A 25,150-nucleotide genomic window follows, 5' to 3' on the forward strand; every position below is an offset into this window, starting at 1 on the left:
TTTTTATGTCACAATTTAATTTAGATAATGAGGATTACCGAAACCATCTGTACAACCAGACTAAGGATGGGAAACGACTTTGGATTTATCCCGGTCGAATTATTGGTCAATTCTATCGCCTAAGAACGTACTTTTCGTATCTATTATTAACGCTATTATTCGGTTTACCTTGGATCGAATATAATGGAAATCCGATATTTCTATTCAATGTATTGGAGCGGAAATTTATCTTCTGGGGTGTGCCCTTTTTCCCACAAGACTTCCATTTAGTGGCCTTAGGACTTGTCGCGTTTCTCCTATTTGTCAGTTTGTTTACGGTATTATTTGGTCGCATCTGGTGTGGTTGGGCGTGTCCTCAGACCATCTTCATGGAAATGCTCTTTCGGAAGATTGAATATTGGATTGAGGGGGATGACAAAGCGCAAAGAAAACTGTCAGAATCCCCTTGGAATACAGAGAAAGTTATTAAAAGAGCGACAAAGCATACCTTATTCGTTCTATTATCATTCGCCATTGCCAATACCTTTTTGATGTATATCATTAGCAAAAAGGAATGGCTAAAATTAGTCACAGAACCCCCATTAAATCACGTAGTAGGTCTAGTCGCCATTCTTATTTTTACAGCGGTCTTTTACTTTGTATTTGCCCGTTTCAGAGAAATGGTATGTATGGTTATTTGTCCCTATGGTCGTCTGCAAGGCGTATTATTAGATAATAATTCCATTCTGGTTCAATATGATCATAAAAGGGGGGAACCGCGTGGAAAAGGCGAAGAGAAAGGTTCTTGCATAGATTGCCATTGGTGTGTACGCGTTTGTCCTACCGGAATTGATATTCGAAATGGTAGCAATCAATTAGAATGCATCGGTTGCACGGCATGTATAGATGCTTGTGATATGGTCATGGAAAAAACGCATCAACCTACCGGTTTAATTCGCTATGATTCTTTAAATGGAGTAAATTCTGGACAAAAACTCAAATTTACCTTGCGTATCGGTGCATATAGCACTGTTTTAGCATTAATAATTGCTGGTCTCGCTTATTTATTAATCACCCGAACGAACTTTGAAACTACTTTATTAAGAACTCCAGGAATGATCTTCCAAGTGGATGAAAAGAAGAACGAGGTAAGTAATTTATACCAAATGGAAGTGCTGAATAAGTCCATGGAGAAGCAAAGTTTTAGAATAGATGCGCCAGAACCATTTCAAATTGTGTGGGTGGGAAAACCCATCAATTTAGTGAACCCGGGAAAAATGGCGAAAGGGGAGTTCTTCCTAAAAATCAAACTAGGCAAGTGGAAGAACGGAGAAAAGGTTCCGGTACAGATTACAGAAACCAGTGGAAAAGAAGAAATAATCAAAACGAGTTTTATACAACCAGATGAATAAATTTAACTTTAATTGGGGACACGGAATTATCGTCACATTTGTGCTTTTTGGCGCATTTATGGCTTATTTTTATGTCAATATGTCCAAAGAATCTATCGAATTAGTGGGCAAGAACTACTATGCGGATGGGCAAGAATTTCAACGAAAAATTAATGAGCGGAAACAGACGGAAGCTTTGGCAGAAAAAGCAAGCATCCAATTTGCTGACGATTTCAAACAAGCGAAAATTCAATTTCCATCCTCTATCCAAAAAGGAACCCTTGTTTTTTACCGTCCTTCCAATGCTACTTTAGATAAAACGCTAAAAATCACATCTGATTCGTCTGGACTGTCATTCATCCAAACAGACTTCTTGATCAAGGGACCTTGGAATGTAAGCTTGCAATGGGAGAAAGCAGGTAAAAACTATGTAGAAGAACAACGCATTTTGATCCCCTAATGTACACTTGGTATTATACCTTTCTCATTGGATTAGCCGGAAGCTGGCATTGTTTTGCCATGTGCGGTCCCATCGTAGCACAAATTAATGCACGAGGAAAATCACCTGCCCGAATGATTTTATATCCCTTGGGAAGAATATTCATGTATGGCGTATTAGGCTATTTTGTGGCAGGAATCGGGTCTATTTGGTTATTCCCTAATTTATGGTCCTATTATTACCTATTAGCAGGTGTGATTATTTTGTTATTAATCAGCCAAAATATAGGAGAGGGGCCTCTCGCTTTTTTACATCAAACCATCGGGAAAAGACTTCAGAAAATAGGGTCTAAAATGGGGCCTATAGGCTATTTTGTCTTAGGAATGGCCAATGGATTATTGCCTTGTGGACTTGTGGTCGCAGGTTTAAGTGTCGCTTTAATCCAACCGAATCCACTTTATGGTTCTTTCAGCATGCTTTTGCTTGGAATTGCGACTTTGCCCGCTTTACAATTATACCTATGGGGAACTGGAAAACTAAAAAAACAGGCCGTTTTTCAATACCTAGGCTGGCTAGTAGCAGCTGTGCTACTATTTAGAGGTGCTTGGGGAATTGGGATGGCCTATTCAGACTATTTAGCGCATTCAAGCCTAAGTCCGATTATCTGTCATCCGTTTAGTATTTGAGTTTCGCTAATCCTTCTATGTTTTTTAGCGTCATTTCGCCACCCTTAACATCTACGTAGCCTTCTTTCTTAAAGTCACTCAGCGTTCTGATAACTGATTCTGTGGCCGTCCCCACACGAGAAGCAAGATCTTCTCTAGATAATTTAATAACTAAGGGCTCTGAATGGTTATTACCATAGGTGTCTGCTAATTCAACGAGGACCATAGCGACACGCATTCTAAGGCTTTGGTAAGCCATCTCAACTAAAAGCTTTTCATTTTTAAGTAGATAGGCGGTCAACGCTTTTCTGAAAAATACCTCTAAGTGAATGTTTTCTTTTATTCGTTGCAGAAAGTCGGCAGAGGAAACACTCAAGATTTGAACTTCCTCGAGGGCTTCAGCACTCTCACGGTAGGCTTGATTTTCTAATAGATCCACAAAACCAAAAAATTCTCCTTCCTGAACAAAAGAGGTAATGAAATACTTGCCATCCTTGTTTGTGTGGTAGGTTTTTACTTTTCCTTTGGCCAAATAATACAAACGAATCGGATGATCACCCTCAGAATAAATTACCTGCTTTTTTGCATGTGTTTGTGTCTTCTTTTCTCCTTCCCAGCTAGGTAACTCTAAAAAAGCTAAAGCCTCATGCACCGCGGATACATCAGAAATAGATTCAAACAAGGGATTAATTGTTTTGGACTTCTTCAAACGCGCCTCGATCGCTTTTAATAATTCCACCTCCTGAAAAGGTTTGGTCAAATAATCATCAGCCCCCATTTCCATACCCTTGCGCATGTCTGCACGATCCGTTTTCGCGGTTAAAAAGATGAATGGTATCGACGCTAAATCCGCCTGACTGGAGAAGACTTGCAGAACCCCAAATCCATCTAAATTAGGCATCATAATATCACAGATAACTAAATCTGGACTCCAAGTCCGAGCTAATCGAACGCCTTCCAGGCCATCCGAGGCCGTTTCAACCGTAAATCCAGATAATTCTAAGAGTTCAGCGGTATTCTCCCGAATATCCACACTATCCTCAATGATCAAAATGCGCTTGCTCATAAATTTTTGTTTATAGGCAATTGTAAACAAAGTTCTGTGCCTTTATTTAACTCACTCCTAATTTCTACATTCCCACCCAATAATCTCATATATCTATCTACCAAATGTAATCCTAAACCTGTTCCTTGAATTACCGTAGCGTTTCCACCTCGAAAAAAACGTTCAAATAAATGTTTTTTATCTTCCTCACCAATCCCAATTCCTTGATCAATGATGCACAATTCAACGAAAGATTCTTTTCGTTTAACTTGTAAGACCACTTCTTTCTGCGAAAATTTTAAGGCATTCGAAAGTCCATTAAAAACAACCTTTCTTAATATAGACGGATCTTGGCAGCAGGTAAAATCTTCCCCAATATCTAATCGAATAATACGCTTGTAAGTACTAAAGTCAGATAGAATATCATTGATAAAATCGCTGAAAATAAATTCAGTGGGATGAATTTCCAATTTTCCATCCTCTAATTTGCCAACTGAGAGAAACTCTTCTAATATCTCCGTCAAATGACTCACGGAAGATTTAATTCGATTAATATGCTGCTCTCGCTTAGGTTGATCTTCTTCCTTGGTATATTTCTCAATGAGTGTTGCTGAACCTAAAATGGACGTCAAAGGTGTTCTAAATTCATGGGAGGCCATCGACACAAATCGCGTCTTTAAATCCCCTAACACTTTTTCTTTCTCCAGCGAAATTTCCAACTCCTTCGCATTCACTTCCAACTTGTTCAGTGTATTCTGAAGCGCCTGAGTTCTCGCCTCGACTTCTTGCTCCAAGGTCTCGTTCAGTTGATTAATTTGTTGATTTTTTAAAATCAACTCCATTTCCACTTTGCGCTTTAACGTCACATCACTCACAAAAGCGATGTAGTGCATACTATCACTTGCTTTAAAGTGAGATAAAGAGATTTCAATGGGAAAGAGGGAACCGTCCTTTCGTTTGGCCTTCAAATCTAAACCGATACCCATAGGTCTAGAAATAGGTTTTTCGTGGCCTAAATTCGCTAAATGCCCGTGATGTCTGTCCTTCAGGTGGTTCGGAATCAAAAGGGAAATATTTTCTCCCAATAATTCAGCGGTTTCAAAACCAAAAAGCTTATCAGCGAACTTATTGGATAAGATAATTTCGAATTGAGAATTCGTTACCAAAATACCAATAGCGGCCTCCTGAAAGATCGCTTCAAATTCGAATCCAGCTTGTATTTGATTAGGCATTGGTTTTAATTTAGACTTAAATATACAAAGATTTAAGGATGATAGGAAAATACAGCGTGCTTCAAAACATCCGATTTATAAAAATAAACCTCTTTAAATTGACCCTCAGCGTACATTTTACCCTGATCGAAAAAATGAGGGGAAGACGGGCTACCATTTTGGCCACCTGCGAGTAGAGAATAGGCCTTAATTTTAGGGCCAAATTCCACGGCGGCAATGAAACTATTTCCATTCACCCCATACCATTTTTTAGTTCCCTGAATCGAGCGACTCGTGTAGGAGGGAAGCTGTCCCCAGGCCGAGGAAGTAAATGGAACGGGAATACTCGGCTGAGCATCATCCATCTGCAAAACCTCTTGATTGGAAATCCGTTGGAAACGATTTAGATCCCCCCAAGCCACTCTCCAAGTTCCAAAATCAGATTCAAGTTCTTTCATCACTACTCGTAAAGCTTGGCGCATTTCCTCCCGAGAACCCGTTTTTGCATAATTTTCCATATTCTGCACCACGTCGGTTTCTCCCCCAAATTGCTTCGTTTTAGTCATTTTAGGCATAATTTTCAGCCCCCAACGAACAGCGATAGTTTGGGCAATAGAAGTCACTGAGGCATTATAATCCCATTTTTTCAATTCATTCGCCACTTCCTGAAAATCAGCTTCACCCGCGATCGCTTCTAAAAGAGAAGGAATTAACACCTCAAAGGCCATTAATCGACGATCATATCCCAGCCCAATTAACCCTGACAAATCCAATTTACTCGTTTTAGAAAATAAACGTACCGCATTCCGATCCCGGAAATTCTCCCCATCCGGCGCCATATAAACGGGGTAGTTAGCGCGCAAAGGACTGGAAGGTCCAGCTACGGTAAAAGCAGTTGAATTACAGTTTTGAATCCACGCGGAAACCGGATTATACGAATGAACAATCTCATCTAAATTGTGTAAACCTCTCCAATCATTCTTTGAGGTGGAGCCATCTTGCGGAATCCCCCAATCTAGCGTAGGATTTCTACGTGGCACATAATTCCCATGCCAATAGGCGATATTCCCTTTATTGTCTGCATAAACCGTATTATTAGAGGTATTGGCGCGCATTTCCATCACTCGCTTAAAGTCAGCGAAACCGGTGGTTTTCGTTCGTAACCAGCTTTGAACTAAACTTTTTCTAGCCCTATTATAGGAGCGAACCGAAATCCATTTCCCATTTCTAGCGGCTAAAACAGGCCCTCGGTGGTTATAATAGGTCTTAATTTTTCTAGTCCCTAACGTAATCCATCTCGTCTTAAAGGGAATCCAATTACCATCTAACAGGTACTCCATCTGGCCCTCCCGCGAACGTGTGGTTTCCATATACGCATCTGCCACATCCACTTCAGAAGAGGTATGCATCCACCCATTGTAAGGGTTAAAGCCTTGATAGATAAAGAATTGACCCCAAGTGATAGCCCCATAAACAGACAAACCTTCTTCACTTTCAACGTGCACCTCCGGTCTAAAATAAAAAGTAACGTGGGGGTTAATGTAAAGTAAGGAATTGCCGGATGTAGATAAAGCTGGTCCTACGGCGAAACCGTTAGAACCCGTGAGCTTTTCATCCGGATTTTGGTATTTAACACTCGCCACTTGGGCAGATAATCCATAGAAAAGGGCTGTTTCCTGTTCTGTCACATCACCCGTTGAAATGGCACCAATGGAGCCATCCGTCCATAAAAGAGGGAACCAAGGTTCGAAATGGGTGATTAATCGAGGCTTAACTTCTGGATGTTTTAGTAAATAATAATTAATCCCATCCGCATAGGCATTGAGCAGTTTTTTAAGCCAAGGAGGGCTTGTTTTGTATTCTTCTTTGGCCTCCTTTTCATCTATTAATAACTTGATATAGAGATCGTAGGCTAGTTCTTTCTCACCCTTCACCTCCGACATCCGTCCCAATTTTTCAATGTAATTCATTTCTACCCGAGCAAAATCATCTTCACATTGCGCATATAAAAGGCCAAAAACCGCGTCAGCGTCCGTCTTTCCATAAATATGAGGAATTCCCCATTGATCGCGGTAGATCGTTACTCGTTTGGCTTGATCCGCATACGGATTTGCTAGACTTAAAAAGGGGATAAATAGGAAGAAGAATACCTTTTTCATTTTCAAAATTTATTAGCTAAAAATAAGAATAAAATCGGGTCAGGAGGGTATAAACAATGTAAAATTGTCTTTCTAACTTACAAGAATATTCTAAACCAAACCTATGAAACTACTTCGGCTTCTTCCGATACTTGCTTTATTGTGTGCTAACAGCCTTTTTGCGCAATCTAAAATTAAAATTCAAGGAGAAGTCAATGTCCCATTTTCAAGCATTCGACTATTTAAAGGTACTTCCTTAGTGACAGGCACCATCGGAAATGAGAAGGGTAAATTTACCCTCGAGGCTGCCCCAGGATTGTATGATGTTTTGATAGAAAGTATCGGCTATGAGCCGCTGAAATTAGCGAATCAGACATTTAACGCTTCCGTAAATCTGGGTTTAATCACCGTAAAAGAGAGTAATCAGACCTTGAATGAGGTGGTTGTGAAGGGCCAAAAAGCCTCCATGGAACTCAACCTAGATAAGCGAATTTTCAATGTAGGGACTGATTTAGCTAATAAAGGGGTGACTGCCTCTGAAATTTTAGGCAATCTACCCTCTATCCAAGTAGACCCTGAAGGAGTCATTAAACTCCGCGGAAGCGATAATGTTCGGATTTTAATCGATGGAAAACCCTCTACATTAGCTGGAATTAATGGTTCATCCGGTTTGCAATCCTTGCAAGGAAATCTCATCGATAAAGTTGAAATCATAACGAATCCTTCTGCGCGATATGAGGCAGAAGGAATGGCTGGTATCATCAACATTGTCCTGAAAAAGAACCAAAACCAAGGATTCAATGGGGCGATTGAAACGACGACAGGATATCCAGAGAATTTTGGTGGAACAGCCATTGTCAACTACCGCAAAAACAAATTCAATTTCTTTGTGAATTATGGTGTTTTTTACCGCAGAACTCCCGGCAGAAACAGCCTATACCAAGAAGTATATACTGGTAAACAAACCAATTATTTAAACCAGAATTCCTCCAGTAATGTGACTGGATTAGTCAATAACGTGAGGGGAGGTGCCGATTATTTCTTTAATGACAAAACAATCTTAACTGCTTCCTATATTTACCGCAGAACAGATGTGCAGCGAATTACGGACTTTAATTACTTGGATTACCGAGGTAATTTATTCAACCTATTTAGTGATACCTATCGTCAACAGGACGAAACGGAAGCTGAACCCAATGGAGAATATGCACTTACGTTCAAGAAAAGCTTCGCTAAAAAAGGAAAAGAATTTTCAGCCGATTTGCGTTATTTAGACTATTGGGAACGTTCTGATCAAACTTACACTCAATATGGCAAAAAAGGAGACGGGTCTGCCTTTCCTGAATTAACAAAAGTTCAAAAAGCTTTAAATGATGAGTTTGAGCGACAATGGATACTTCAAGCGGATTATGTAAATCCGATCGGAAAGGATGCAAAAATCGAAATGGGTTTGCGCACTAGTTTCAGAAATATGATCAACGATTATATGGTAACTGAAAAACAAGCCTCAGGTGCATTTACTGTCGTGCCAGGACTAAAAAATGTATTTAATTACCAAGAGAATATCTCCGCGGCCTATTTGATTTTTGGCAATAAAATGAAGCAGTTCTCCTATCAATTCGGGTTAAGAGCTGAGACGACGGATATTCAAACCGTATTGGAAGAAACAGGGGAGAAGAATCCTCGAAATTATGCCAATCTGTTCCCTAGTGCCCATTTTACGTATACCATCACGCCGGATAATTCCTTTCAATTCAGTTATTCACGACGGGTTAGAAGGCCTACATACAATGACTTAAGTCCCTTTGTAACCTTCTCTGATAACCGTAATTTCTTCTCTGGAAATCCTAATTTGAATCCTGAATTCACGAATTCATTTGACTTAGGGCACTTAAAGTATTTTGATAAAGGAAGCATCAGTTCATCGGTTTATTACCGTCAAACTTTTGGCAAAATCGAACGTTTCAGAACGGTAGATACCTTAGGATTTGCAAGAACATTACCCGCCAATCTATCAGACCAACAATCCATGGGAATTGAGGTGGCGAGTTCTTGGAATTTCACTAAATCCTACAAAGCGGATTTAAGTTTTAATGCCTTCCGAGCGATTACAGATGCCTCAAATGTGAATGCTGCCTTCAAGAGTGACACGTATTCTTGGTTTGCAAGACATAGTTCCCGCATTAAAATAGGGGCTACAGACTTCCAAATTCGAGCTAACTACGAAGCTCCACAGTTAACTCCACAGGGTTCTAGAGGCTACATGGCTTGGATGGATTTATCTGCTTCAAAAGATATTTTGAAAGGTAACGGAACACTAACTTTCAGTATTTTAGATATCTTTAACTCCCGAATTAATCGCTACGAGTCTCGATTCCTAGAACCAAGAGATGGATCCGGATTTTATACGCGCGGAGAATCACAAGGGCGTTTACGTTCTTTTAATTTAACATTTAACTACCGATTCAAAACCACCAAACAAGCGGCCAAACAACGCCGCAGTATGATGGATGAAGAAAATTAATAAACCTATGAAACGATTTTTACTTTATTCCTGCACTGCATTCGCCCTTTTTTCGTGTTCTAAACAAGGAAAAGATGACACCTTCAAAATTATTTATGAAGATCAAGCCAAAGTCGTTGAAAATGCAAAAGCCATTAAAGACAAGCAGCCAATTAAATTAATTAATGGCCTAAAAATTGATTTATGGGCATCTGATTCCTTATTACAAGATCCGGTGGCAATAGCAGTAGATGACAAAGGGGCCATATTCGTCAATAGCACGAACCGAAACAAAGCATCTGAATTTGATATCCGTGGACACCGCGACTGGATGACGGAATCAATTGGATTTCAAACGGTGGAAGACCGTCGTTCCTTTTTAAGACGTACTTTTGCACCCGAAAACTCAGCTAAAAACACCTGGCTTCCAGACATGAATGGGGATGGATCTCACGATTGGTTGGATTTGAAAGTGGAAAAAGAGGAGATCTATAAGGTGGAAGATTTGAATGGCGATGGATATGCCGATCAATCGACCCGTGTTTTCCATGGTTTCAATGAAGAAATAACAGACGTAGCTGGTGGACTATTAGTTCGTAAGAAAGATGCATTCGTGGCTATCGGACCTGATTTGATGCGTTTAAAGCATAATAATGGGCAATGGAAAAACCCGGAATCGATCTCAACGGGTTATGCCGTTCACATTGGTTTTGGCGGACATGGAATGTCCGGATTAACGGAGGGCCCGGATGGTAAAATATACTGGCAGATTGGAGATATAGGTGCAAATATCACCGCAAAAGATGGTAAAAAATACAAGAATCCTAATTCAGGAGTGATTGTAAGATCGAATCCAGATGGTTCTGAGTTTGAAGTCTATGCTAGTGGTTTACGCAATACGCACGAATTTGTATTTGATAATTATGGCAACTTAATCAGCTCCGATAATGATGGTGATCATCCAGGTGAAAGTGAGCGTTTAGTGCACGTAGTGGAAGGTTCTGATGCCGGATGGCGTTCGAATTGGCAATATGGTAAGTATACAGATCCGAGAAACAACTCCTATAAGGTTTGGATGGATGAAAAATTATATGTGCCTCGCTGGGAAGGTCAGGCAGCCTATATCATTCCTCCGATTCGCAATTTCCACAATGGACCTACGGGAATGCTTTGGAATCCTGGAACCGCTTTAGGAAAGCGCTGGACAAACAAATTCTTCTTGGTAGAGTTCGTGGGTAATGCGAACAATTCCCACATTTGGTCATTTGACCTAAAGCCCAAAGGTGCTTCTTTCGACTTTAAATCAGAAGAAGATGTGGTGAGTGGAATTTTGCCTACAGGGATTCGTTTTGGTCCTGAAGGAGCTTTGTATGCCTCCGACTGGATTTTCGGATGGGATACAAAGAACTACGGTCGCATCTGGAAAATTGATGTGAACGAAAAGGAAAATGATTTAAAAGCAGAACGCGAGCAAACGAAAAAATACATTCAACAAGATTATTCGAAACAGAGCTTGACACAGCTTTATGACTTGTTGTTTTATGCAGATCAGCGCATTCGTTTAAAAGCACAATATGAATTAGCTGAAAGAAAAGCGGCAGACATTTTTGTAAAAGCGGTGCAACAGAAAGAGAACCAATTAGCCCGCGTTCATGGCATCTGGGGATTAGGTCAATTGAAGGCAGCGAAAGCGATTTCTCCACTTTTAAGCGATTCAGATGAGGAAATTATAGCCCAATCATTAAAGGTATTAGGCGATATCTATGATGCCTCAGCGGAAGCGCAAATGATTCCTTTGATTGCCTCATCTAATCCGAGAGTAGCCTTCTTTGCAGCACAGGCTTTAGGTCGTGTTAAATCAGAGCAAGCCATTCCTGCTTTATTGAAGCAAATTGAAAAGAATGCAGATCAAGATTTATATATCCGTCATGCTGCAGTTTTAGCGCTTTCCAGAATCGGACAAGCAGAACCAATGCTTGCTTTACAAAATTCACCTAATCGCTCTTTGCGTATCGCTGCAGTGCTTGTTTTAAGAAGATTAGCACACCCAGGAATTCAGGCTTTCTTAGGGGATAAAGACGAATACATCGTTGCAGAAGCCGCAAGAGCAATTAACGACGATGAGTCTATTCCGGCAGCTTTACCAGCCTTAGCTGCTACTCTAGGCAATACTAATTTAAAAGAGGAAGCCATCATCAGAAGAGCCATCAATGCTTGTTTACGAGTGGGTACTGCGAAAGAAATTGATTTATTAATTGCCTATGCGGAGAGAAATGGTATTTCAGAGGAGTTGAGGGCTGAAGCCATCGCGACTTTAGGATCTTGGGCAAACCCTTCGGTCATGGATCGTGTAGATGGTCGCCACCGTGGTGTATTGGATCGTAATCCAGTAGATGTTATCGCTCGAATTCAAAATAAAATCCCTGCATTTTTAGCTTCTGAAAATCCAGATGTATTAATCTCAACGGCCAAGTTAATAGCCGAATTGCAATTGAAAGATTTTGCAGAAACAGAGATCACGCTATTCCAACAGCATATCAATTCGAAGGTGAGAGCTGCATTTTTGAGTTCTTTGGCCGCATTAAACTCTCCTAAACTTGCTACGATTCTAGAAACAGGTATGAATGACACAAGTAAAGTGGTTCGCGGAATTGCGCTGAGTAACTTAAATAAAATTGAACTAGGGGCAAAAGAATTGCCTGCCATTACAAAACCGATTTTTGAGAAGGGTTCACAGTCCGAACAACAAGCTTTATTGCAGAGTATGGCGAAGATGAAGCCGGCCAATACTTCCGCCATCTTATCCGAATTAATCGATAAAATGGTCGACAATAAATTGCCTACGGGGATTAAATTAGACCTAATGGAAGCCGTAGAAGCAAGTAATGAAGAAAAGTTGGTGGCAAAATTAGATGCACTAAAAGTCAAAGGTACTTTAACAGATGAATACATGGAAGCCTTGTATGGAGGATCTGTCACAGATGGCCGAATGATTTTCCAATACAATTCTACCGTACAATGTGTTCGTTGCCACATCGTAGGAGGTGAGGGAACGATGGTAGGCCCTAACCTAAAGGGGGTTGCGTCTCGTTTAAGTAGAGAACAATTACTTCAGGCTCTTATCGAACCAAGTGCTCGTATTGCACCAGGTTATGGAAGCACAAATTTCGTTTTAACAGATGGGCAAGAAGTAACAGGGTCCATTATTTCAGAAACGGATGAACTTGTGCAATTAAAGACCAATGATGCCGAGCCTTTGCGAATTCCGGTTTCTCGAATAAAATCAAGAGAAAACCTTCCATCGGGAATGCCACCCATGGGAAGTTTGATGAGTAAAAGAGAAATCAGAGATGTGGTAGAGTACCTATCTTCACTTAAATAAGATAAACCTATGAAAAAACTTGTGCTGCTGCTTAGCTTGCCGTTCTTTTGTTTTTCGCAAACAGAACTATTTTTAAGTCTACCTAAGCAAAAATCCTTCTTTCAAAAAACGGATCAACTGAGCGCAGATTTCACAGGTGCGAAGATTAAAATACATCCAGAGCAAAGCTTTCAAAGCATCGATGGCTTTGGATTTACCTTAACAGGTGGCAGTGCCCAACTAATTCAACAACTAGAACCGAGTAAAAGAGCCACTTTACTACAGGACTTATTTGGGCCTAACGGGATTTCCGTTTTGCGCATCGGAGTAGGAGCAACCGATCTAGATGCCACTGTTTTCTCTTATGAAGACAAACCGAGAAAATTTAACCTAGAACCCTCTAAAGCGGATTTAATCCCCGTTTTACAGCAAATCATTGCCCTTAATCCTGCGATCAAAATCATGGCAACGCCTTGGTCTCCACCGGTTTGGATGAAAGATAATGCGAATAGCAAAGGAGGTTCCTTGTTAGAAAAGCATTACGTGGCCTACGCAAATTATTTAGCAAAATACATCCAAGCGATGGCTAAAGAGGGAATCAATATTTGGGCCCTAACGCCTCAAAATGAACCCTTACATCCTGGAAATAATCCCAGTATGTACATGAGTTCTGAAATGCAATCGAAGTTTATTAAAACGGCTTTGGGACCTGTCTTTCAAAAACAAAACATCCAAACTAAAATCATCGTTTACGATCACAATTGCGATCATCCAGAATATGCGATTGATTTATTAAATGATCCTGAAACGAGAAAATACGTGAACGGATCCGCCTTTCACCTGTACAATGGGGATATTGCTGCCTTAAGTAAAGTGAAAGCTGCCCATCCAGATAAAGACCTCTATTTCACCGAGCAATGGACGGGCTATAAAGGAGATTTTACGGGGGATTTTATGTGGCATGTAAAGAATGTCATCTTGGGAGCGGTAAATAATCACGCAAAAACGGCGATTGAATGGAATTTAGCCAATGATCCGAGCTATGGTCCGCATACTCCTGGCGGTTGCACTGAATGCCTTGGTGCCTTGACTATCTCAGGTCAGGAAATCGTAAAAAATCAATCTTACTATATTGTTATGCAGGCGGCCAAATTCGTACCTGCAGGTTCTATTCGATTAGGAATAGAAGTTCCGGAAGGAATTCAAGCGGCTGCCTTTAAGCGTCCAGATGGAAAAACAGTGCTTCTCGTTCAAAATGAAGGACGAAAAAAGAACCTTACGATTGAAAAACTAAACCTAGAAATACCGGCTGAATCAGTCTTAACGATCATCCTATGAACAACTTCAATATCAATCGCAGGCACTTCATGAAAGGGGCCTCAGCCGCTTTGGCCTTATCGACTTTTGGCGCTTATGGATTAGACTTAGTGAATCCGAATAGACCTTATCGCGTTGCCTTAATCGGTACCGGATGGTATGGAAAAAGTGATTTATTCCGTTTAATGCAGGTAGTTCCGGTAGAAGTGGTGGCACTCTGTGATCCGGATCGAAATCAATTAACAGAAGCTGGTAAACTAGTGGCGGCAAGACAGAAGTCCCGTAAAACGCCCAAATTATATGGTGATTATCGCCAGCTTTTGAAGGAAAATGAAGTGGACATTGCGATCGTGGGAAGCCCAGATCATTGGCATGCTTTGCAAATGATCGATGCTGTAAAAGCGGGAGCACATGTTTATGTTCAAAAACCAATTTCCGTGGATGTATTAGAGGGCGAAGCCATGGTGGCAGCGGCTCGAAAATACGGTAAAACGGTTCAAGTGGGAACGCAGCGCAAAAGTACGCCGCACTTGATTGAAGCGAAACGAGAAATCGTTGACAAAGGATTGCTTGGTAAAATCGCTCATGTGGAAATGTATTGCTATTACCACATGCGCAATAACGGAAATCCACCAGTTCAAGCAGTTCCAGACTATTTTGACTATGATATGTGGACAGGACCTGCTCCATTGCGTCCCTATGACGGCTTACCGCATACCCGCTGGTGGAGAACGTTTGAGGAATATGGAAATGGTATTGTCGGTGATATGTGCGTACATATGTTCGATACGGCGCGCTGGATGCTGAATCTAGGCTGGCCTAATCGCGTGAGTTCAGAAGGAGGGATATATGTCCAAAAAGAAGGCAAATCAAATATCTCTGACACACAAACTGCCGTTTTTGAGTACAATGGCTTGAACTGCGTTTGGCAACATAGAACCTGGGGAACAGCGCCAGATCCGGAATATCCGTGGGGTTTAACCATTTATGGTGAAAAGGGAACGCTGAGAATGAGTACGATGAAATACGATTTCACGCCCACGGATCCCAAAGCAGAGAAATTGCATAAGGACGTCGTATATGAGAAAGAAAAATACCCGGAAGATTTAAAAGAAGATCGCATTGAATTGAATGCAGCTCCCGCTACCCGCGGTCACATGTTAGACTTTTTAGCGGCGATCGACAAAGGCACAAAACCTGTAGCAGACATCGCAGAAGGTCATATTTCGACGGCATCTTGTATTCTGGCGAATTTATCTATGAAATTAGGGCGTCCACTTTCCTATGATCCTGGTACGAAAACCGTCCTAAACGATCCAGAAGCAACGGCATTGCTTGCCCGTAACTACCGTGGTCCATGGAATAGAAACATGTTAAGCTAATGAAAAAGATATTTCTGTTTGCCCTAATTACCTTAACTGCCACCGCACAACAACGCAATTCTGCCCAATTAGGGGAAGATTTGCAGAAATTACGTGTCCTAGGATCCGTATTGCACGTCGCTGCACATCCAGACGATGAAAGCACGCACATGTTAACCTGGTTTGCTCAGCAGCAACATTGGGAGACGAATTATTTTGCTTGTACACGAGGGGATGGCGGCCAAAACCTCATCGGTGACGAACAAGGAGTACCCTTGGGGCTGATCAGAACACAAGAATTGTTGGCAGCAAGACGTATCGACGGGGCTAATCAATATTTTTCTCGTGCCTTTGATTTTGGTTTTTCGAAGTCGACGGAGGAAGCTTTAGGTTTTTGGGATAAGCAACTCATCTTATCCGATCTGGTGTGGGTCATTCGAAAAACACGTCCAGATATCATTTTTACGCGTTTTCCACCGGATGCACGCGCTGGTCACGGGCACCATTCTGCCTCCGCGGCTTTAGCGATTGAAGCCTACAAAGCTGCCGCTGACCCGAAGTTGTTTCCGGAACAATTGAAAAAAGGCGTGGAGGTTTGGCAGGCGAAACGCTTACTATGGAATACCTTCCGCTTTCCTGGTTCTTCGGGGAATTCGACTATCAGCGATACGCAGTTTAAGGTAGAAATTGGGGATTATTTGCCCTTTTTAGGCCAAAGCACCGGTGAATTAGCCGCCTTCAGCCGTTCACAACATAAATCTCAGGGTTTTGGCTTTGCGGTTGACCGGGGCAGAAGCACCGAGTATTTTGCGACTTTAGCGGGTGATGCACCGAAAGACAACTTGTGGGATGGGGTAGATGCGACTTGGAATCGAGTGAATCCCTCCATTGATGCCCTAATCACACCCATCATACAGCAATACAATCCAGCTAAGCCATACGAAAGTATTTCCGCTCTCATCGGTTTAAAAAAAGCAATAAAAGCTTTACCATCTAATTCGTGGACTCAGAAAAAAATCGACGAAATCGACGCCTGGGTAGTTCAAGCTGCAGGTATTTACCTCGGTGCCACAACAACGCAAGGAATCATTGCCACGGGTGAAAAACTGAACATCAAAACGGAATTTATCGTGCGTGCGCCTATCTCTGTTGAGAATGTAGCTGTTTCTTTTGCGGGACAGGATACTACTTTCGTAGGTAAAATACAGCCCTACAAAAAATACCCTTTACAACGCAGCATCTTGGCCTCCGCATTCATTACTCAGCCTTATTGGATTCAAGAGACGAAGTCGACAGGCCACTTTAACGTAGCTGATCAGCAAAAAATAGGTCAGGCAAAAGTAGATGCTGCCTATACCGCGAAAGCTACCTTCAGCATTCAAGGGGAAGAATTCAACATTGAAAGACCCGTTCAAGAACTTATCATAGATCCTGTGAAAGGGGAGATTCTTCAACCCATCACCATCAGTCCTAAAACCGTCTTTAGCCTCAGCTCAAACGTCGTTTTATTGCCACGCGGATCGAAGACTACGAAAAGCATCCAAATCGCGATTACTGCGCTAGCAGCTTTAAAACCGGGTAAAATTGAAGTAAAGACAGGAGCAACTTCCCTAAGCACGATTGATTTAAAAGAAGGAATGAAAGCAGGTGAAAAGCGCGAATGGCCTATTTCTTTCACAGAAGCTAACCTAAAAGAAGGTAAGAGTTCGTCTACGGTTCAATTGCATATTACTTCTGGGGCTGAGCAATGGGTAGACTCTTTGGAACTACAAACCATTGAATATGCACACATTCCTACTCAACGCTATTTCACACCCGTGAATTTAAGCCTGCTTCATATTGATTTTGCGAAGAAAGGTAATCGACTAGGCTACATCAAAGGTGCTGGAGATAAAGTACCAGAAGGTCTAAAACAGATGGGATATGAGGTGGATTTCCTAACAGAGAAAGATTTAACTGCAGCGAACCTAAAACAATACGATGTAGTGATGACAGGCGTGAGAGCCTATAATACCAACGAGTACTGGGGGAATGTCTTTACTGAAATCATGAAATACATGGAGGATGGGGGAAATTATGTGGTGCAATACAATACCGCGAGCTATCTAGGCCCTATGAAATCTAACATGTCGCCTTATCCTTTATTGGTGACCCGTAACCGGATCACGAAAGAAGAAGCAAAACCGAATTTCTTGCTTCCAGCTCACGCGCTACTTAACCGACCGAATAAAATCACGGAAGCTGATTTTGCAGATTGGATTCAAGAGCGCAGTATTTATACGGTTGAAACAAATGATCCACACTTCGAGTTTCCTTTAGGATTTTCGGATCCAAATGAATCGGAAAACAAAGGCAACATCGCTGTGACTAAATACGGAAAAGGACAGTTCATCTACACAGGACTCGTTTTCTTCCGAGAGATTCCAGCCGGTGTTCCCGGAGCTTACCGCTTATTAGCTAACTTACTCGCAAAACCTGACTAATGAAATTACGCGTACTTGCCTTATGCCTCATCGGCTTTATTGCTCAAGCTCAACAGCCCTTGATTCGAAAAGATAAAATCACGATCGCCCGCGATTCCTATGGCATTCCTCACATTTTCGCACCTACGGATCCTGAAGTCGCCTATGGTTTAGCTTATGCGCATTCAGAAGATGATTTTAAAACAATTCAGACCTTGATCTTAACGGGTAAAGGTAAACTAGGTACATATTTAGGCAAGAAAGGTGCTCCAGTAGATTTCGTATTTGGTTTATTGAATACGCGTAAAGTCGTAGATCAACAGATCAAGTCGATGGATCCTAAATTCTTGCAATTAGTGCAGGGGTATTTGATGGGTTTAGAAGCCTATCGAAAAGCGCATCCTTCCGAAGTGTTGAACAAACACGTATTTCCGATTGCCCTTGAGGATTACATTGCGACGACCATGTTCTCTGTGGCGATCTTTTGTGGCGTAGATAAAACACTTCCTAAGATTCTGGACGGATCGATACCGTCTCTACCTGGTTTCACAGGAGAGGGAAGTAATGCCTTCGCGATTAAGAGTTCTAAATCTGCTACCGGCGAGCCTATGTTAGTCATAAACGCCCATCAACCTATTGAAGGAGCTACCGCTTTCTACGAGGCGCATGTGCAGAGTGATGAGGGTTGGAATATCTTGGGAGGTTTATTCCCGGGAGGTCCGTTAATCTTCCACGGGACTACGCCTAATCTGGCTTGGGCTCATACCGTGAATTTCCAGGATAAAATCGATGTATATCAGTTACAGATGGACAAAGCGCATCCAGGACAATATAAGGTGGACGGCGAATGGTTAACTCTTCAAAAACGTAAAATTAAACTGAACATCAAGGGCATCCCTTTCCCTGTTACTAAAGTAGCTTACGAATCAATCTATGGTCCTACGGTAAAATCACCTGCTGGAGCCTATTTCTCACTTCGACTTCCATCCCTAATGGACGCGGGTGCCTTACAACAATGGTATGCCATGAACCGCGCTACGAACTTTACGGAGTTCAAGGCTGCATTAAATCAAAATCATTTACCGATGTTTAACATCATGTATGCGGACAAAGACGATAATATCTTCTATATCTCGAATGGAAAGATGCCGTATCGTAATGCCAAATACAATTGGGCCTCCACACTGCCAGGGAATACGCGGGAGACACTTTGGGAAAAGTTTAAACCACTGGACGCCTTACCTCAGCATTTAAACCCGGCATCAGGTTATTTATTTAATACAAATCACTCGCCTTTTATGGCTACAGCGGTGAATGAGAATTTGAATCCGGCAAACTATGATAAATACGACGGCTATGAGACCTACCACAATAACCGTTCTCAGCGCGCAAAGGATTTAATTGATACCTATGACAAGATTAGTCTAGAGGATTTAAAGCGTATTAAGTTCGATCGCCAATTACCTTCGAAGATTTTATATCCGTATGGCTTAGATGCCTCGGTGTTATTTACACTGGATGCTTCTAAATATCCCACGCTGACTACCATCATCAAAGGAATTCAACAATGGGATCACGTGACGAATATCGAGAGCGTAGGGGCCTTGTATTATAATATCGCCTATTACCAGGCTTCCAAAATCCGCAAATCCGCTTCCAAAGATCCTTTAACGGAAGCTGAAGCTGTTGAATTGGTTCAATATGTACATGACTTCCTTCAAAAGCACTACGGCCGTTTGGATGTCACTTTAGGTGAGTTTCAGCGCCTAAAAAGGGGAGATCAAGACTGGCCACAAGCTGGAATGCCGGATGTGTTAGCTGCTGTGATGTCTGAGCCAATGGGCCAATCACAACGCAAAATGAATTCCGGTGATGCCTATATCGGTTTTGTGAAGTTTCCAAAAGATGGAGGTTTGCCTCTCATCGAAACGGTCAATACCTTTGGGGCTAGTTCTCATCCAGAATCAAAGCACTTCGCAGATCAACGCAAATTGTATCAGGCACAAAAAACGAAACGTATGACTTTGGATAAAGCCGAAGTATTAAAAAATGCAGAAAGAATCTACCAGCCCGAATAATTAGGTTAAAAAATCGGGTTCTTTAAACGCAGGGGCAGGGTATTTATAAAATCCTTCCCCTGTTTTTTCTCCTAGCTTCCCTGCATCTACATAGGTCTTCAATAAGGCGGCAAAAGCTTGAGACCCGGCGTCCTCTAAGTTATGCGTCACGTGCCAGGCGGTATCTAAACCGATACTGTCAAGTATCCCAAAAGGACCCATCGGCATGTGGAAATTCACCATCCAGGATTTATCAATATCCTCCATGCTAGCCACTTCTTTCGTTCTTAACTTACCAGCAGCACCTATTACCGCCATCAACATATAATTAAACACGTATCCCGGATTTTCTTTCCGCACGATAACCGGTACTTGTCGCAAAGCTCTGCCAAATTCCTCTAACAGCGTAATTACCTCTTCTGAAGTCCCCGCATGCGGCATAATATCTACCACCTTAGCCGTAAACACATCGTGGAAATGGAAAGCACAAAATAGGGAAGGGCGATCTACCACATCCACTAGCATAGAAGGTAATAAATACGAGGTATTCGTCGTGAAAATCGTTTTAGCCGGCGCCAGAGCAGAAAACTGAGCCCAAACCTGACGTTTCAAAGGTAATTCCTCCGTCACAGACTCCGAGATAATATCAACATCCGCCACAGCCTCCGCCGCATCAGTTGTAAATTGAATCGTTGCGATCACGTCTTCACTCAAGGTAAGCATTCGAAGAATCTTAGACATCACTTTTTTAGATGACACAAAAGCCTCCGCGTTAATATCATACACCGTCACCTGAAAGCCTGACAAAGCAGCCTGCAAAGCAATTCTTGTACCTAATGTCCCTGCACCTAAGATGCACACCTTGTTGATTTTCATATTTTTCCTGTTTGAATACATTTGATGGCCATTCTACCCGCGGCCTCCACGACTTGATTTAATACACTGAATCGAGGATCTTTCGAATACCCCAAACTATAACGCTGGTATATCTGCTGTGCGATGGTAGCCACCTTACACAGCCCAAACACATAATAAAAGTTCATCTCCCGCAAATCGCGTCCTGTCTTAGCGCCATAATAGGCAATTAACTCGCTGCGGGTAAAATTACCTGGCACATAGGACAGATTGAACATCTTCAAGATATCTTCATCTTCCGCCTCTGCCCAATAGGCTAAAGTCGTCCCTAAATCCATCAACGGATCGCCCACCGTAGCCATCTCCCAGTCTAAAACAGCCTGCACTTCGCCCGAGGAAGAAATGACCAAATTATCGTATTTGAAGTCGTTGTGAATAAAGGCTACATCAGACTCTGACGGAATCGAAGATAAAAGCCAATGAAATGCCTCCTCAATCGAAGGAACCTCTGAAGTCTTCGCCTTTTGAAAACGTTCGGCCCAGCCTTGCACTTGGCGTAGAGCATAACCCTCGGGTTTGCCTAAAGCGCCTAAACCTGATTCAGATAACTCCAGAGAGTGTAATTCAATTAACACATCCAGAGCGGATTGAGAGAGGCTGCGGAAAAACTCAGGTGTCGCCTCAGAGGGCGGACGATTCCGAATAATCATTCCCTCAACTTTCTCCATTAGAAAAAAGGGAGCACCGATAACGGACTCATCTTCACAAGCCGAAATGGGATGCGGCATCCTTGTATATCCGGCTTTCTTTAGAGCCTGAAGCACGCGAAACTCCCGAATCATATCGTGGGCTTTGGCAATCTTCAAACCATGAGGTGGTCTCCGTAAGACGTAAGAAGCGTCACTAACCTGCACTTCATAGGTCAGATTCGAAAATCCTCCTGGAAAAGCGGTGATCTCAAGAGAGTCAACTCCTAAATAGGCAGGTAATTTTTCAAAGCCTTCCATTAGCCTCTCCGTGATTTAAGAATGCTCTTCGCTAACACCGTCTTGTGCACCTCATCCGGCCCATCATAAATACGCGCACCGCGCTCATGGCGGTACCAGAAAGATAATAGTGTGTCGTCTGTAATTCCTAATCCTCCGTGCACTTGTATCGCACGATCAATTACATTCATTAACACATCCGAGACAAAGAACTTAATCGTCGAAATATCTTCTTTTGCGGCTTTAGCGCCGTCTTTTTCAATCTTGTGTGCGGTATTCAGCACTAATAGGCGAGAGGCCTTGATTTCTGCGGCGCTTTCGGCAATCCAGTTTTGGATGGTTTGCTGCATCGCTAAAGAATGACCTGGATTTAATTCTCGCTCTATCGCCCGGTCGCACATCATTCCTAACGCACGTTCACAAATACCGATCCAACGCATACAGTGATGAATACGCCCTGGTCCTAAGCGTACTTGCGCTAATTGAAAACCGGAGCCTTCTTCGCCTATCAAATGAGATACCGGTACCCGGCAATTCACAAATTCCACCTCGCTATGAGAAAGGTAATCCTCGCCCTCATCACCCATGATGGAAATATTGCGAATCCTTCGATAGCCTGGCGTATCCAAAGGCACGAGAATCATACTCGCCTTAGCATGCGGATTCTCAGCAGAAGGATTCGTCACCGCCATCACAATCGTGAAGGAAGCCCCATCCGCAGAAGAAGTAAACCATTTATGCCCATTAATGACGTATTCATCTCCCTCCCGAACGGCAGTTGTAGACATGTGCACCGGATTACTTCCCGAATGTTCTGGTTCTGTCATCGCAAAGCAAGAACGAATCTCTCCAAGCTCTAAAGGCCGTAAATAAGTCTCTTGTAAATAGGGAGAAGCAAACTGATGCATCAGTTCCATGTTTCCGATATCTGGAGCGTTGCAGTTAAATACGTAATGTCCTAAAGGACTCGTACCCAACACTTCAGAAATCGAAGCAAACTCTACTAGGCTTAAACCTAAGCCTCCATGGGAAACTGGCAGGTGAGGGGCAAACAATCCCTCTTCTTTTGCTTTTGCGCGTAGAGCGTGTAAAGCAGGTAAATGCGCTCTAAATGAACCATAAATGGCTCCTTGCTCTAAAGGAATGATGTGTTTCTCGAGAAACTCCCGATAGCGAGGTACAAGCTCAAGTGCTTTTTCTGATTCAAACATACATTAAATGGTTAAGCCGCCATCAGCGGTAATGACTGCGCCCGTTGTGTAAGAAGCTCCTGGTGCAGCCAGATATAAAGCGGTAGCTCCAATCTCTTCGGGAGTTCCAATGCGCTTTATAGGTAATTGACGAAGCGTATGTTGCAGTATTTTATCATCTGACCAAAGTGCCTCCGAAAACTTGGTCTTTATCAAGCCTGGACAAATGGCGTTGACGCGGATGTTGAAAGAGCCCCATTCTTTGGCAAAAGCCTTCGTCATCGAAATAAGCGCCGCCTTACTGACACTATAGATGCCTAACCCTGGCTCAGGAGAAATTCCACCCACAGAACTGATATTAATCACAGAGGCATTTGAGGATTTCTGCAAATGAGGCAAACATAAGCGCATTAACTCAAATGGCGCCTTCAAGTTTACATTCATAATCTTATCGAAGGCATCCAGCGATGTATCGTGAATAGGACCAAAAGTCGGATTCGTCGCCGCATTATTAACCAATATATCGATTTGACCGTACCTAGCAATCGTCGCCGAAACTAAGTGAGCCAGCTGATCCATCTTCCCCACGTGACAGGCAATCCCCGTTGCCTCATATCCTTTAGTGCGCAACTCCTGGGCCAGCAAATCCAAAGCCGCCTGGTCTCTACTACTAATGACCACCTTCGCCCCAGCCTCCGCAAAAAACTCCGCAATACTGAATCCGATTCCTTTACTTGCCCCTGTAATAAGTGCTACTTGATTCTTCAATGAAAATGCCTGCATATTCTAATCTATTTTTAAACAATTTAAAGAAATAATATGGTAATTTACACCATCAACGCCCGAAAAAACACGCCATGAAACAAGTCGTATTCTACGAAACCGGTTTACCTGAAAATGTCCTTCAATTAGAGGAAGTCGAAATGCCCACTCCTGCGAAAGGAGAAGCACTCATTCGCGTCACCGCTCGCAATATCAATCCTTCAGACGTGATGTTTGTCCAAGGATTATATGGAATCACACCTAAATTACCGAGCAGTGCTGGTTTTGAGGCAGCTGGTGTTATCGAGAAATCGGAGAAGTTCCTTACGGGCACCCGCGTATTATTTACTTCTATAGGAACCTGGAAAGAATATACCTGTATTCCTGATGCGGGGTTAATTCCCATTCCGGATGGAATGTCGGATGAAGTGGCCTGTCAAGCCTTTGTGAATCCGGTAACAGCTTATGGCATGCTGGAAACTTCTGGTCTAGGTAAAGGCGGTGCGTTATTAATTACGGCTGGGGCTTCTGCTTGGGGTAAAGTGGTCATTCAATTAGCGGCGATGCGCGGTATACATGTGATTGCGACGGTGAGACGACAAGATCAGAAGCAGACCTTATTGGATTTAGGTGCGACAGCTGTCATCGATGTGGCGACGGAAAGCGTGACGAAAAAAGTGAAAGAATTATTTCCAGAAGGAGTGAACTATGTGTTCGATGCGGTAGGAGGGGATCAGGGGGCCAAAGCATTGACTTGCCTGAAATCTGGTGGAAAGATGCTTGTTTTTGGCCTATTAAGCCTGGAACCCATTCCCTTAAATTCAGGGATTCTCATATTCAAAAACCTCAGCGTAGAAGGTTGGTGGCTAAGTTCTTGGTGGGAGCAATTAAGCAATGAAGGAATTCAAAAGGCTATTAAAGAAGTGTTCACCCACTTGATGAAGCAAGATGTAAAGGTAGATATTCAAGCTACTTATCCCTTATCGGATTTCAAAGAGGCACTAATTGCCTATCAAAAGCAGGGAAGAACTGGAAAAATATTATTGGTGTAGCGAATCTGGAGCGACGGGTTGGTCATCAGGTTCATGGGTATTTCGGCCATCGGTCGGAATACCATCACCGATTACTTCGTAAGAAAGTGAATTGCCAGCGAGTGTAACTTCTACATTATACAGGAAAGTACCTTCAGGTTCCTTCGTTTTCAGTATTCCGATATACAGTGAATCGCTCTTTTGAACCAAAGAAACATCCAGCACATTTACTCCTTTAACCTGCTCTTTTTGAAGGTTTTGCATCCACAAATCACGCACCTCAGATTCGATTTCATCCGAGGATTTGGAACAGGAATTTAGAACGAACACGAAGGCTAGTAAAACAAAGAAAACTCTAATCATGATGCAAAAATGGGCATTTTTCACGAAAAAAGGA

General features: G+C 42.4%; 18 protein-coding genes. 10 read left to right on the forward strand and 8 right to left on the reverse strand.

The window, feature by feature from the left end:
- Positions 1 to 5 precede the first annotated feature (5 nt).
- Genes ccoG through V7S74_RS02375 form a run of 3 tightly spaced genes read left to right on the forward strand, consistent with a single transcriptional unit; the run spans position 6 to position 2,495 of the window.
- Positions 6 to 1,391 carry a cytochrome c oxidase accessory protein CcoG gene (gene ccoG / locus V7S74_RS02365; RefSeq protein ID WP_406777168.1) on the forward strand — a complete coding sequence of 462 codons (1,386 nt, stop codon included), beginning with the start codon at positions 6 to 8 and terminating at the stop codon, positions 1,389 to 1,391.
- Positions 1,384 to 1,830, forward strand: a complete 447-nt coding sequence (locus V7S74_RS02370; RefSeq protein ID WP_406777169.1) for a FixH family protein — start codon at positions 1,384 to 1,386, stop codon at positions 1,828 to 1,830. Before ccoG ends, V7S74_RS02370 begins: the two co-directional genes overlap by 8 nt.
- Positions 1,830 to 2,495, forward strand: coding sequence for a sulfite exporter TauE/SafE family protein (locus tag V7S74_RS02375; protein WP_406777170.1), 666 nt, complete (start codon positions 1,830 to 1,832; stop codon positions 2,493 to 2,495). Before V7S74_RS02370 ends, V7S74_RS02375 begins: the two co-directional genes overlap by 1 nt.
- Here the strand turns inward: V7S74_RS02375 and V7S74_RS02380 are convergent.
- Genes V7S74_RS02380 through V7S74_RS02390 form a run of 3 tightly spaced genes read right to left on the reverse strand, consistent with a single transcriptional unit; the run spans position 2,485 to position 6,889 of the window.
- Positions 2,485 to 3,540: a response regulator gene (locus tag V7S74_RS02380; protein ID WP_406777171.1), complete on the reverse strand. Its 1,056-nt coding sequence runs from the start codon at positions 3,538 to 3,540 to the stop codon at positions 2,485 to 2,487. The genes V7S74_RS02375 and V7S74_RS02380 overlap by 11 nt on opposite strands.
- Positions 3,537 to 4,751, reverse strand: coding sequence for a PAS domain-containing sensor histidine kinase (locus V7S74_RS02385; protein ID WP_406777172.1), 1,215 nt, complete (start codon positions 4,749 to 4,751; stop codon positions 3,537 to 3,539). The genes V7S74_RS02380 and V7S74_RS02385 overlap by 4 nt, the downstream gene beginning before the upstream one ends.
- A gap of 32 nt (positions 4,752 to 4,783) precedes the next feature.
- On the reverse strand, positions 4,784 to 6,889 hold the full coding sequence (locus V7S74_RS02390) for a penicillin acylase family protein (protein WP_406777173.1): 2,106 nt from the start codon (positions 6,887 to 6,889) through the stop codon (positions 4,784 to 4,786).
- Between the two features lie 103 nt (positions 6,890 to 6,992).
- Here V7S74_RS02390 and V7S74_RS02395 point away from each other — a divergent pair, with 103 nt between their 5' ends.
- From V7S74_RS02395 to V7S74_RS02420, 6 genes are read left to right on the forward strand one after another with little or no spacing between them, the layout of a single operon-like run.
- The gene (locus tag V7S74_RS02395) at positions 6,993 to 9,392 is read left to right on the forward strand and encodes a TonB-dependent receptor (protein WP_406777174.1); all 2,400 of its coding nucleotides are present in this window, start codon (positions 6,993 to 6,995) and stop codon (positions 9,390 to 9,392) included.
- Between the two features lie 7 nt (positions 9,393 to 9,399).
- On the forward strand, positions 9,400 to 12,753 hold the full coding sequence (locus tag V7S74_RS02400) for a HEAT repeat domain-containing protein (RefSeq protein WP_406777175.1): 3,354 nt from the start codon (positions 9,400 to 9,402) through the stop codon (positions 12,751 to 12,753).
- A 9-nt stretch (positions 12,754 to 12,762) separates the two neighbouring features.
- Positions 12,763 to 14,070 carry a glycoside hydrolase family 30 protein gene (locus tag V7S74_RS02405; RefSeq protein WP_406777176.1) on the forward strand — a complete coding sequence of 436 codons (1,308 nt, stop codon included), beginning with the start codon at positions 12,763 to 12,765 and terminating at the stop codon, positions 14,068 to 14,070.
- Positions 14,067 to 15,431, forward strand: coding sequence for a Gfo/Idh/MocA family protein (locus V7S74_RS02410; protein ID WP_406777177.1), 1,365 nt, complete (start codon positions 14,067 to 14,069; stop codon positions 15,429 to 15,431). The genes V7S74_RS02405 and V7S74_RS02410 overlap by 4 nt, the downstream gene beginning before the upstream one ends.
- On the forward strand, positions 15,431 to 17,893 hold the full coding sequence (locus V7S74_RS02415) for a PIG-L family deacetylase (RefSeq protein ID WP_406777178.1): 2,463 nt from the start codon (positions 15,431 to 15,433) through the stop codon (positions 17,891 to 17,893). The genes V7S74_RS02410 and V7S74_RS02415 overlap by 1 nt, the downstream gene beginning before the upstream one ends.
- The gene (locus V7S74_RS02420; protein ID WP_406777179.1) at positions 17,893 to 19,950 is read left to right on the forward strand and encodes a penicillin acylase family protein; all 2,058 of its coding nucleotides are present in this window, start codon (positions 17,893 to 17,895) and stop codon (positions 19,948 to 19,950) included. The genes V7S74_RS02415 and V7S74_RS02420 overlap by 1 nt, the downstream gene beginning before the upstream one ends.
- On the opposite strand, the gene V7S74_RS02425 is transcribed toward V7S74_RS02420, so the two are convergent.
- The 4 genes from V7S74_RS02425 to V7S74_RS02440 are packed head-to-tail and all read right to left on the reverse strand — an operon-like array spanning position 19,951 to position 23,743.
- Positions 19,951 to 20,805: a 3-hydroxyacyl-CoA dehydrogenase NAD-binding domain-containing protein gene (locus V7S74_RS02425; RefSeq protein ID WP_406777180.1), complete on the reverse strand. Its 855-nt coding sequence runs from the start codon at positions 20,803 to 20,805 to the stop codon at positions 19,951 to 19,953.
- A complete protein-coding gene (locus V7S74_RS02430) occupies positions 20,802 to 21,791 on the reverse strand; it encodes a phosphotransferase family protein (protein WP_406777181.1) in 990 nt (329 codons plus the stop codon). The genes V7S74_RS02425 and V7S74_RS02430 overlap by 4 nt, the downstream gene beginning before the upstream one ends.
- On the reverse strand, positions 21,791 to 22,981 hold the full coding sequence (locus V7S74_RS02435; protein WP_406777182.1) for an acyl-CoA dehydrogenase family protein: 1,191 nt from the start codon (positions 22,979 to 22,981) through the stop codon (positions 21,791 to 21,793). The genes V7S74_RS02430 and V7S74_RS02435 overlap by 1 nt, the downstream gene beginning before the upstream one ends.
- 3 nt (positions 22,982 to 22,984) lie before the next feature.
- Positions 22,985 to 23,743: a glucose 1-dehydrogenase gene (locus V7S74_RS02440; RefSeq protein WP_406777183.1), complete on the reverse strand. Its 759-nt coding sequence runs from the start codon at positions 23,741 to 23,743 to the stop codon at positions 22,985 to 22,987.
- 74 nt (positions 23,744 to 23,817) lie between these two features.
- Here V7S74_RS02440 and V7S74_RS02445 point away from each other — a divergent pair, with 74 nt between their 5' ends.
- Positions 23,818 to 24,774 (forward strand): zinc-dependent alcohol dehydrogenase family protein, encoded by a 957-nt coding sequence (locus V7S74_RS02445; RefSeq protein WP_406777184.1) that lies wholly within the window; start codon positions 23,818 to 23,820, stop codon positions 24,772 to 24,774.
- Here V7S74_RS02445 and V7S74_RS02450 read toward each other — a convergent pair.
- A complete protein-coding gene (locus tag V7S74_RS02450; protein ID WP_406777185.1) occupies positions 24,763 to 25,116 on the reverse strand; it encodes a hypothetical protein in 354 nt (117 codons plus the stop codon). The genes V7S74_RS02445 and V7S74_RS02450 overlap by 12 nt on opposite strands.
- Between the last annotated feature and the right edge of the window lie 34 nt (positions 25,117 to 25,150).

It is taken from the genome of Aquirufa novilacunae (assembly GCF_045310505.1).
Classification (GTDB): Bacteria; Bacteroidota; Bacteroidia; order Cytophagales; family Spirosomataceae; genus Aquirufa; species Aquirufa novilacunae.

Coding starts and splice junctions, on each gene's coding strand:
- ccoG (WP_406777168.1), top strand. CDS start 6: ATGTCACAATTTAATTTAGATAATGAGGATTACCGAAACCATCTGTAC.
- V7S74_RS02370 (WP_406777169.1), top strand. CDS start 1,384: ATGAATAAATTTAACTTTAATTGGGGACACGGAATTATCGTCACATTT.
- V7S74_RS02375 (WP_406777170.1), top strand. CDS start 1,830: ATGTACACTTGGTATTATACCTTTCTCATTGGATTAGCCGGAAGCTGG.
- V7S74_RS02380 (WP_406777171.1), bottom strand. CDS start 3,540: ATGAGCAAGCGCATTTTGATCATTGAGGATAGTGTGGATATTCGGGAG.
- V7S74_RS02385 (WP_406777172.1), bottom strand. CDS start 4,751: ATGCCTAATCAAATACAAGCTGGATTCGAATTTGAAGCGATCTTTCAG.
- V7S74_RS02390 (WP_406777173.1), bottom strand. CDS start 6,889: ATGAAAAAGGTATTCTTCTTCCTATTTATCCCCTTTTTAAGTCTAGCA.
- V7S74_RS02395 (WP_406777174.1), top strand. CDS start 6,993: ATGAAACTACTTCGGCTTCTTCCGATACTTGCTTTATTGTGTGCTAAC.
- V7S74_RS02400 (WP_406777175.1), top strand. CDS start 9,400: ATGAAACGATTTTTACTTTATTCCTGCACTGCATTCGCCCTTTTTTCG.
- V7S74_RS02405 (WP_406777176.1), top strand. CDS start 12,763: ATGAAAAAACTTGTGCTGCTGCTTAGCTTGCCGTTCTTTTGTTTTTCG.
- V7S74_RS02410 (WP_406777177.1), top strand. CDS start 14,067: ATGAACAACTTCAATATCAATCGCAGGCACTTCATGAAAGGGGCCTCA.
- V7S74_RS02415 (WP_406777178.1), top strand. CDS start 15,431: ATGAAAAAGATATTTCTGTTTGCCCTAATTACCTTAACTGCCACCGCA.
- V7S74_RS02420 (WP_406777179.1), top strand. CDS start 17,893: ATGAAATTACGCGTACTTGCCTTATGCCTCATCGGCTTTATTGCTCAA.
- V7S74_RS02425 (WP_406777180.1), bottom strand. CDS start 20,805: ATGAAAATCAACAAGGTGTGCATCTTAGGTGCAGGGACATTAGGTACA.
- V7S74_RS02430 (WP_406777181.1), bottom strand. CDS start 21,791: ATGGAAGGCTTTGAAAAATTACCTGCCTATTTAGGAGTTGACTCTCTT.
- V7S74_RS02435 (WP_406777182.1), bottom strand. CDS start 22,981: ATGTTTGAATCAGAAAAAGCACTTGAGCTTGTACCTCGCTATCGGGAG.
- V7S74_RS02440 (WP_406777183.1), bottom strand. CDS start 23,743: ATGCAGGCATTTTCATTGAAGAATCAAGTAGCACTTATTACAGGGGCA.
- V7S74_RS02445 (WP_406777184.1), top strand. CDS start 23,818: ATGAAACAAGTCGTATTCTACGAAACCGGTTTACCTGAAAATGTCCTT.
- V7S74_RS02450 (WP_406777185.1), bottom strand. CDS start 25,116: ATGATTAGAGTTTTCTTTGTTTTACTAGCCTTCGTGTTCGTTCTAAAT.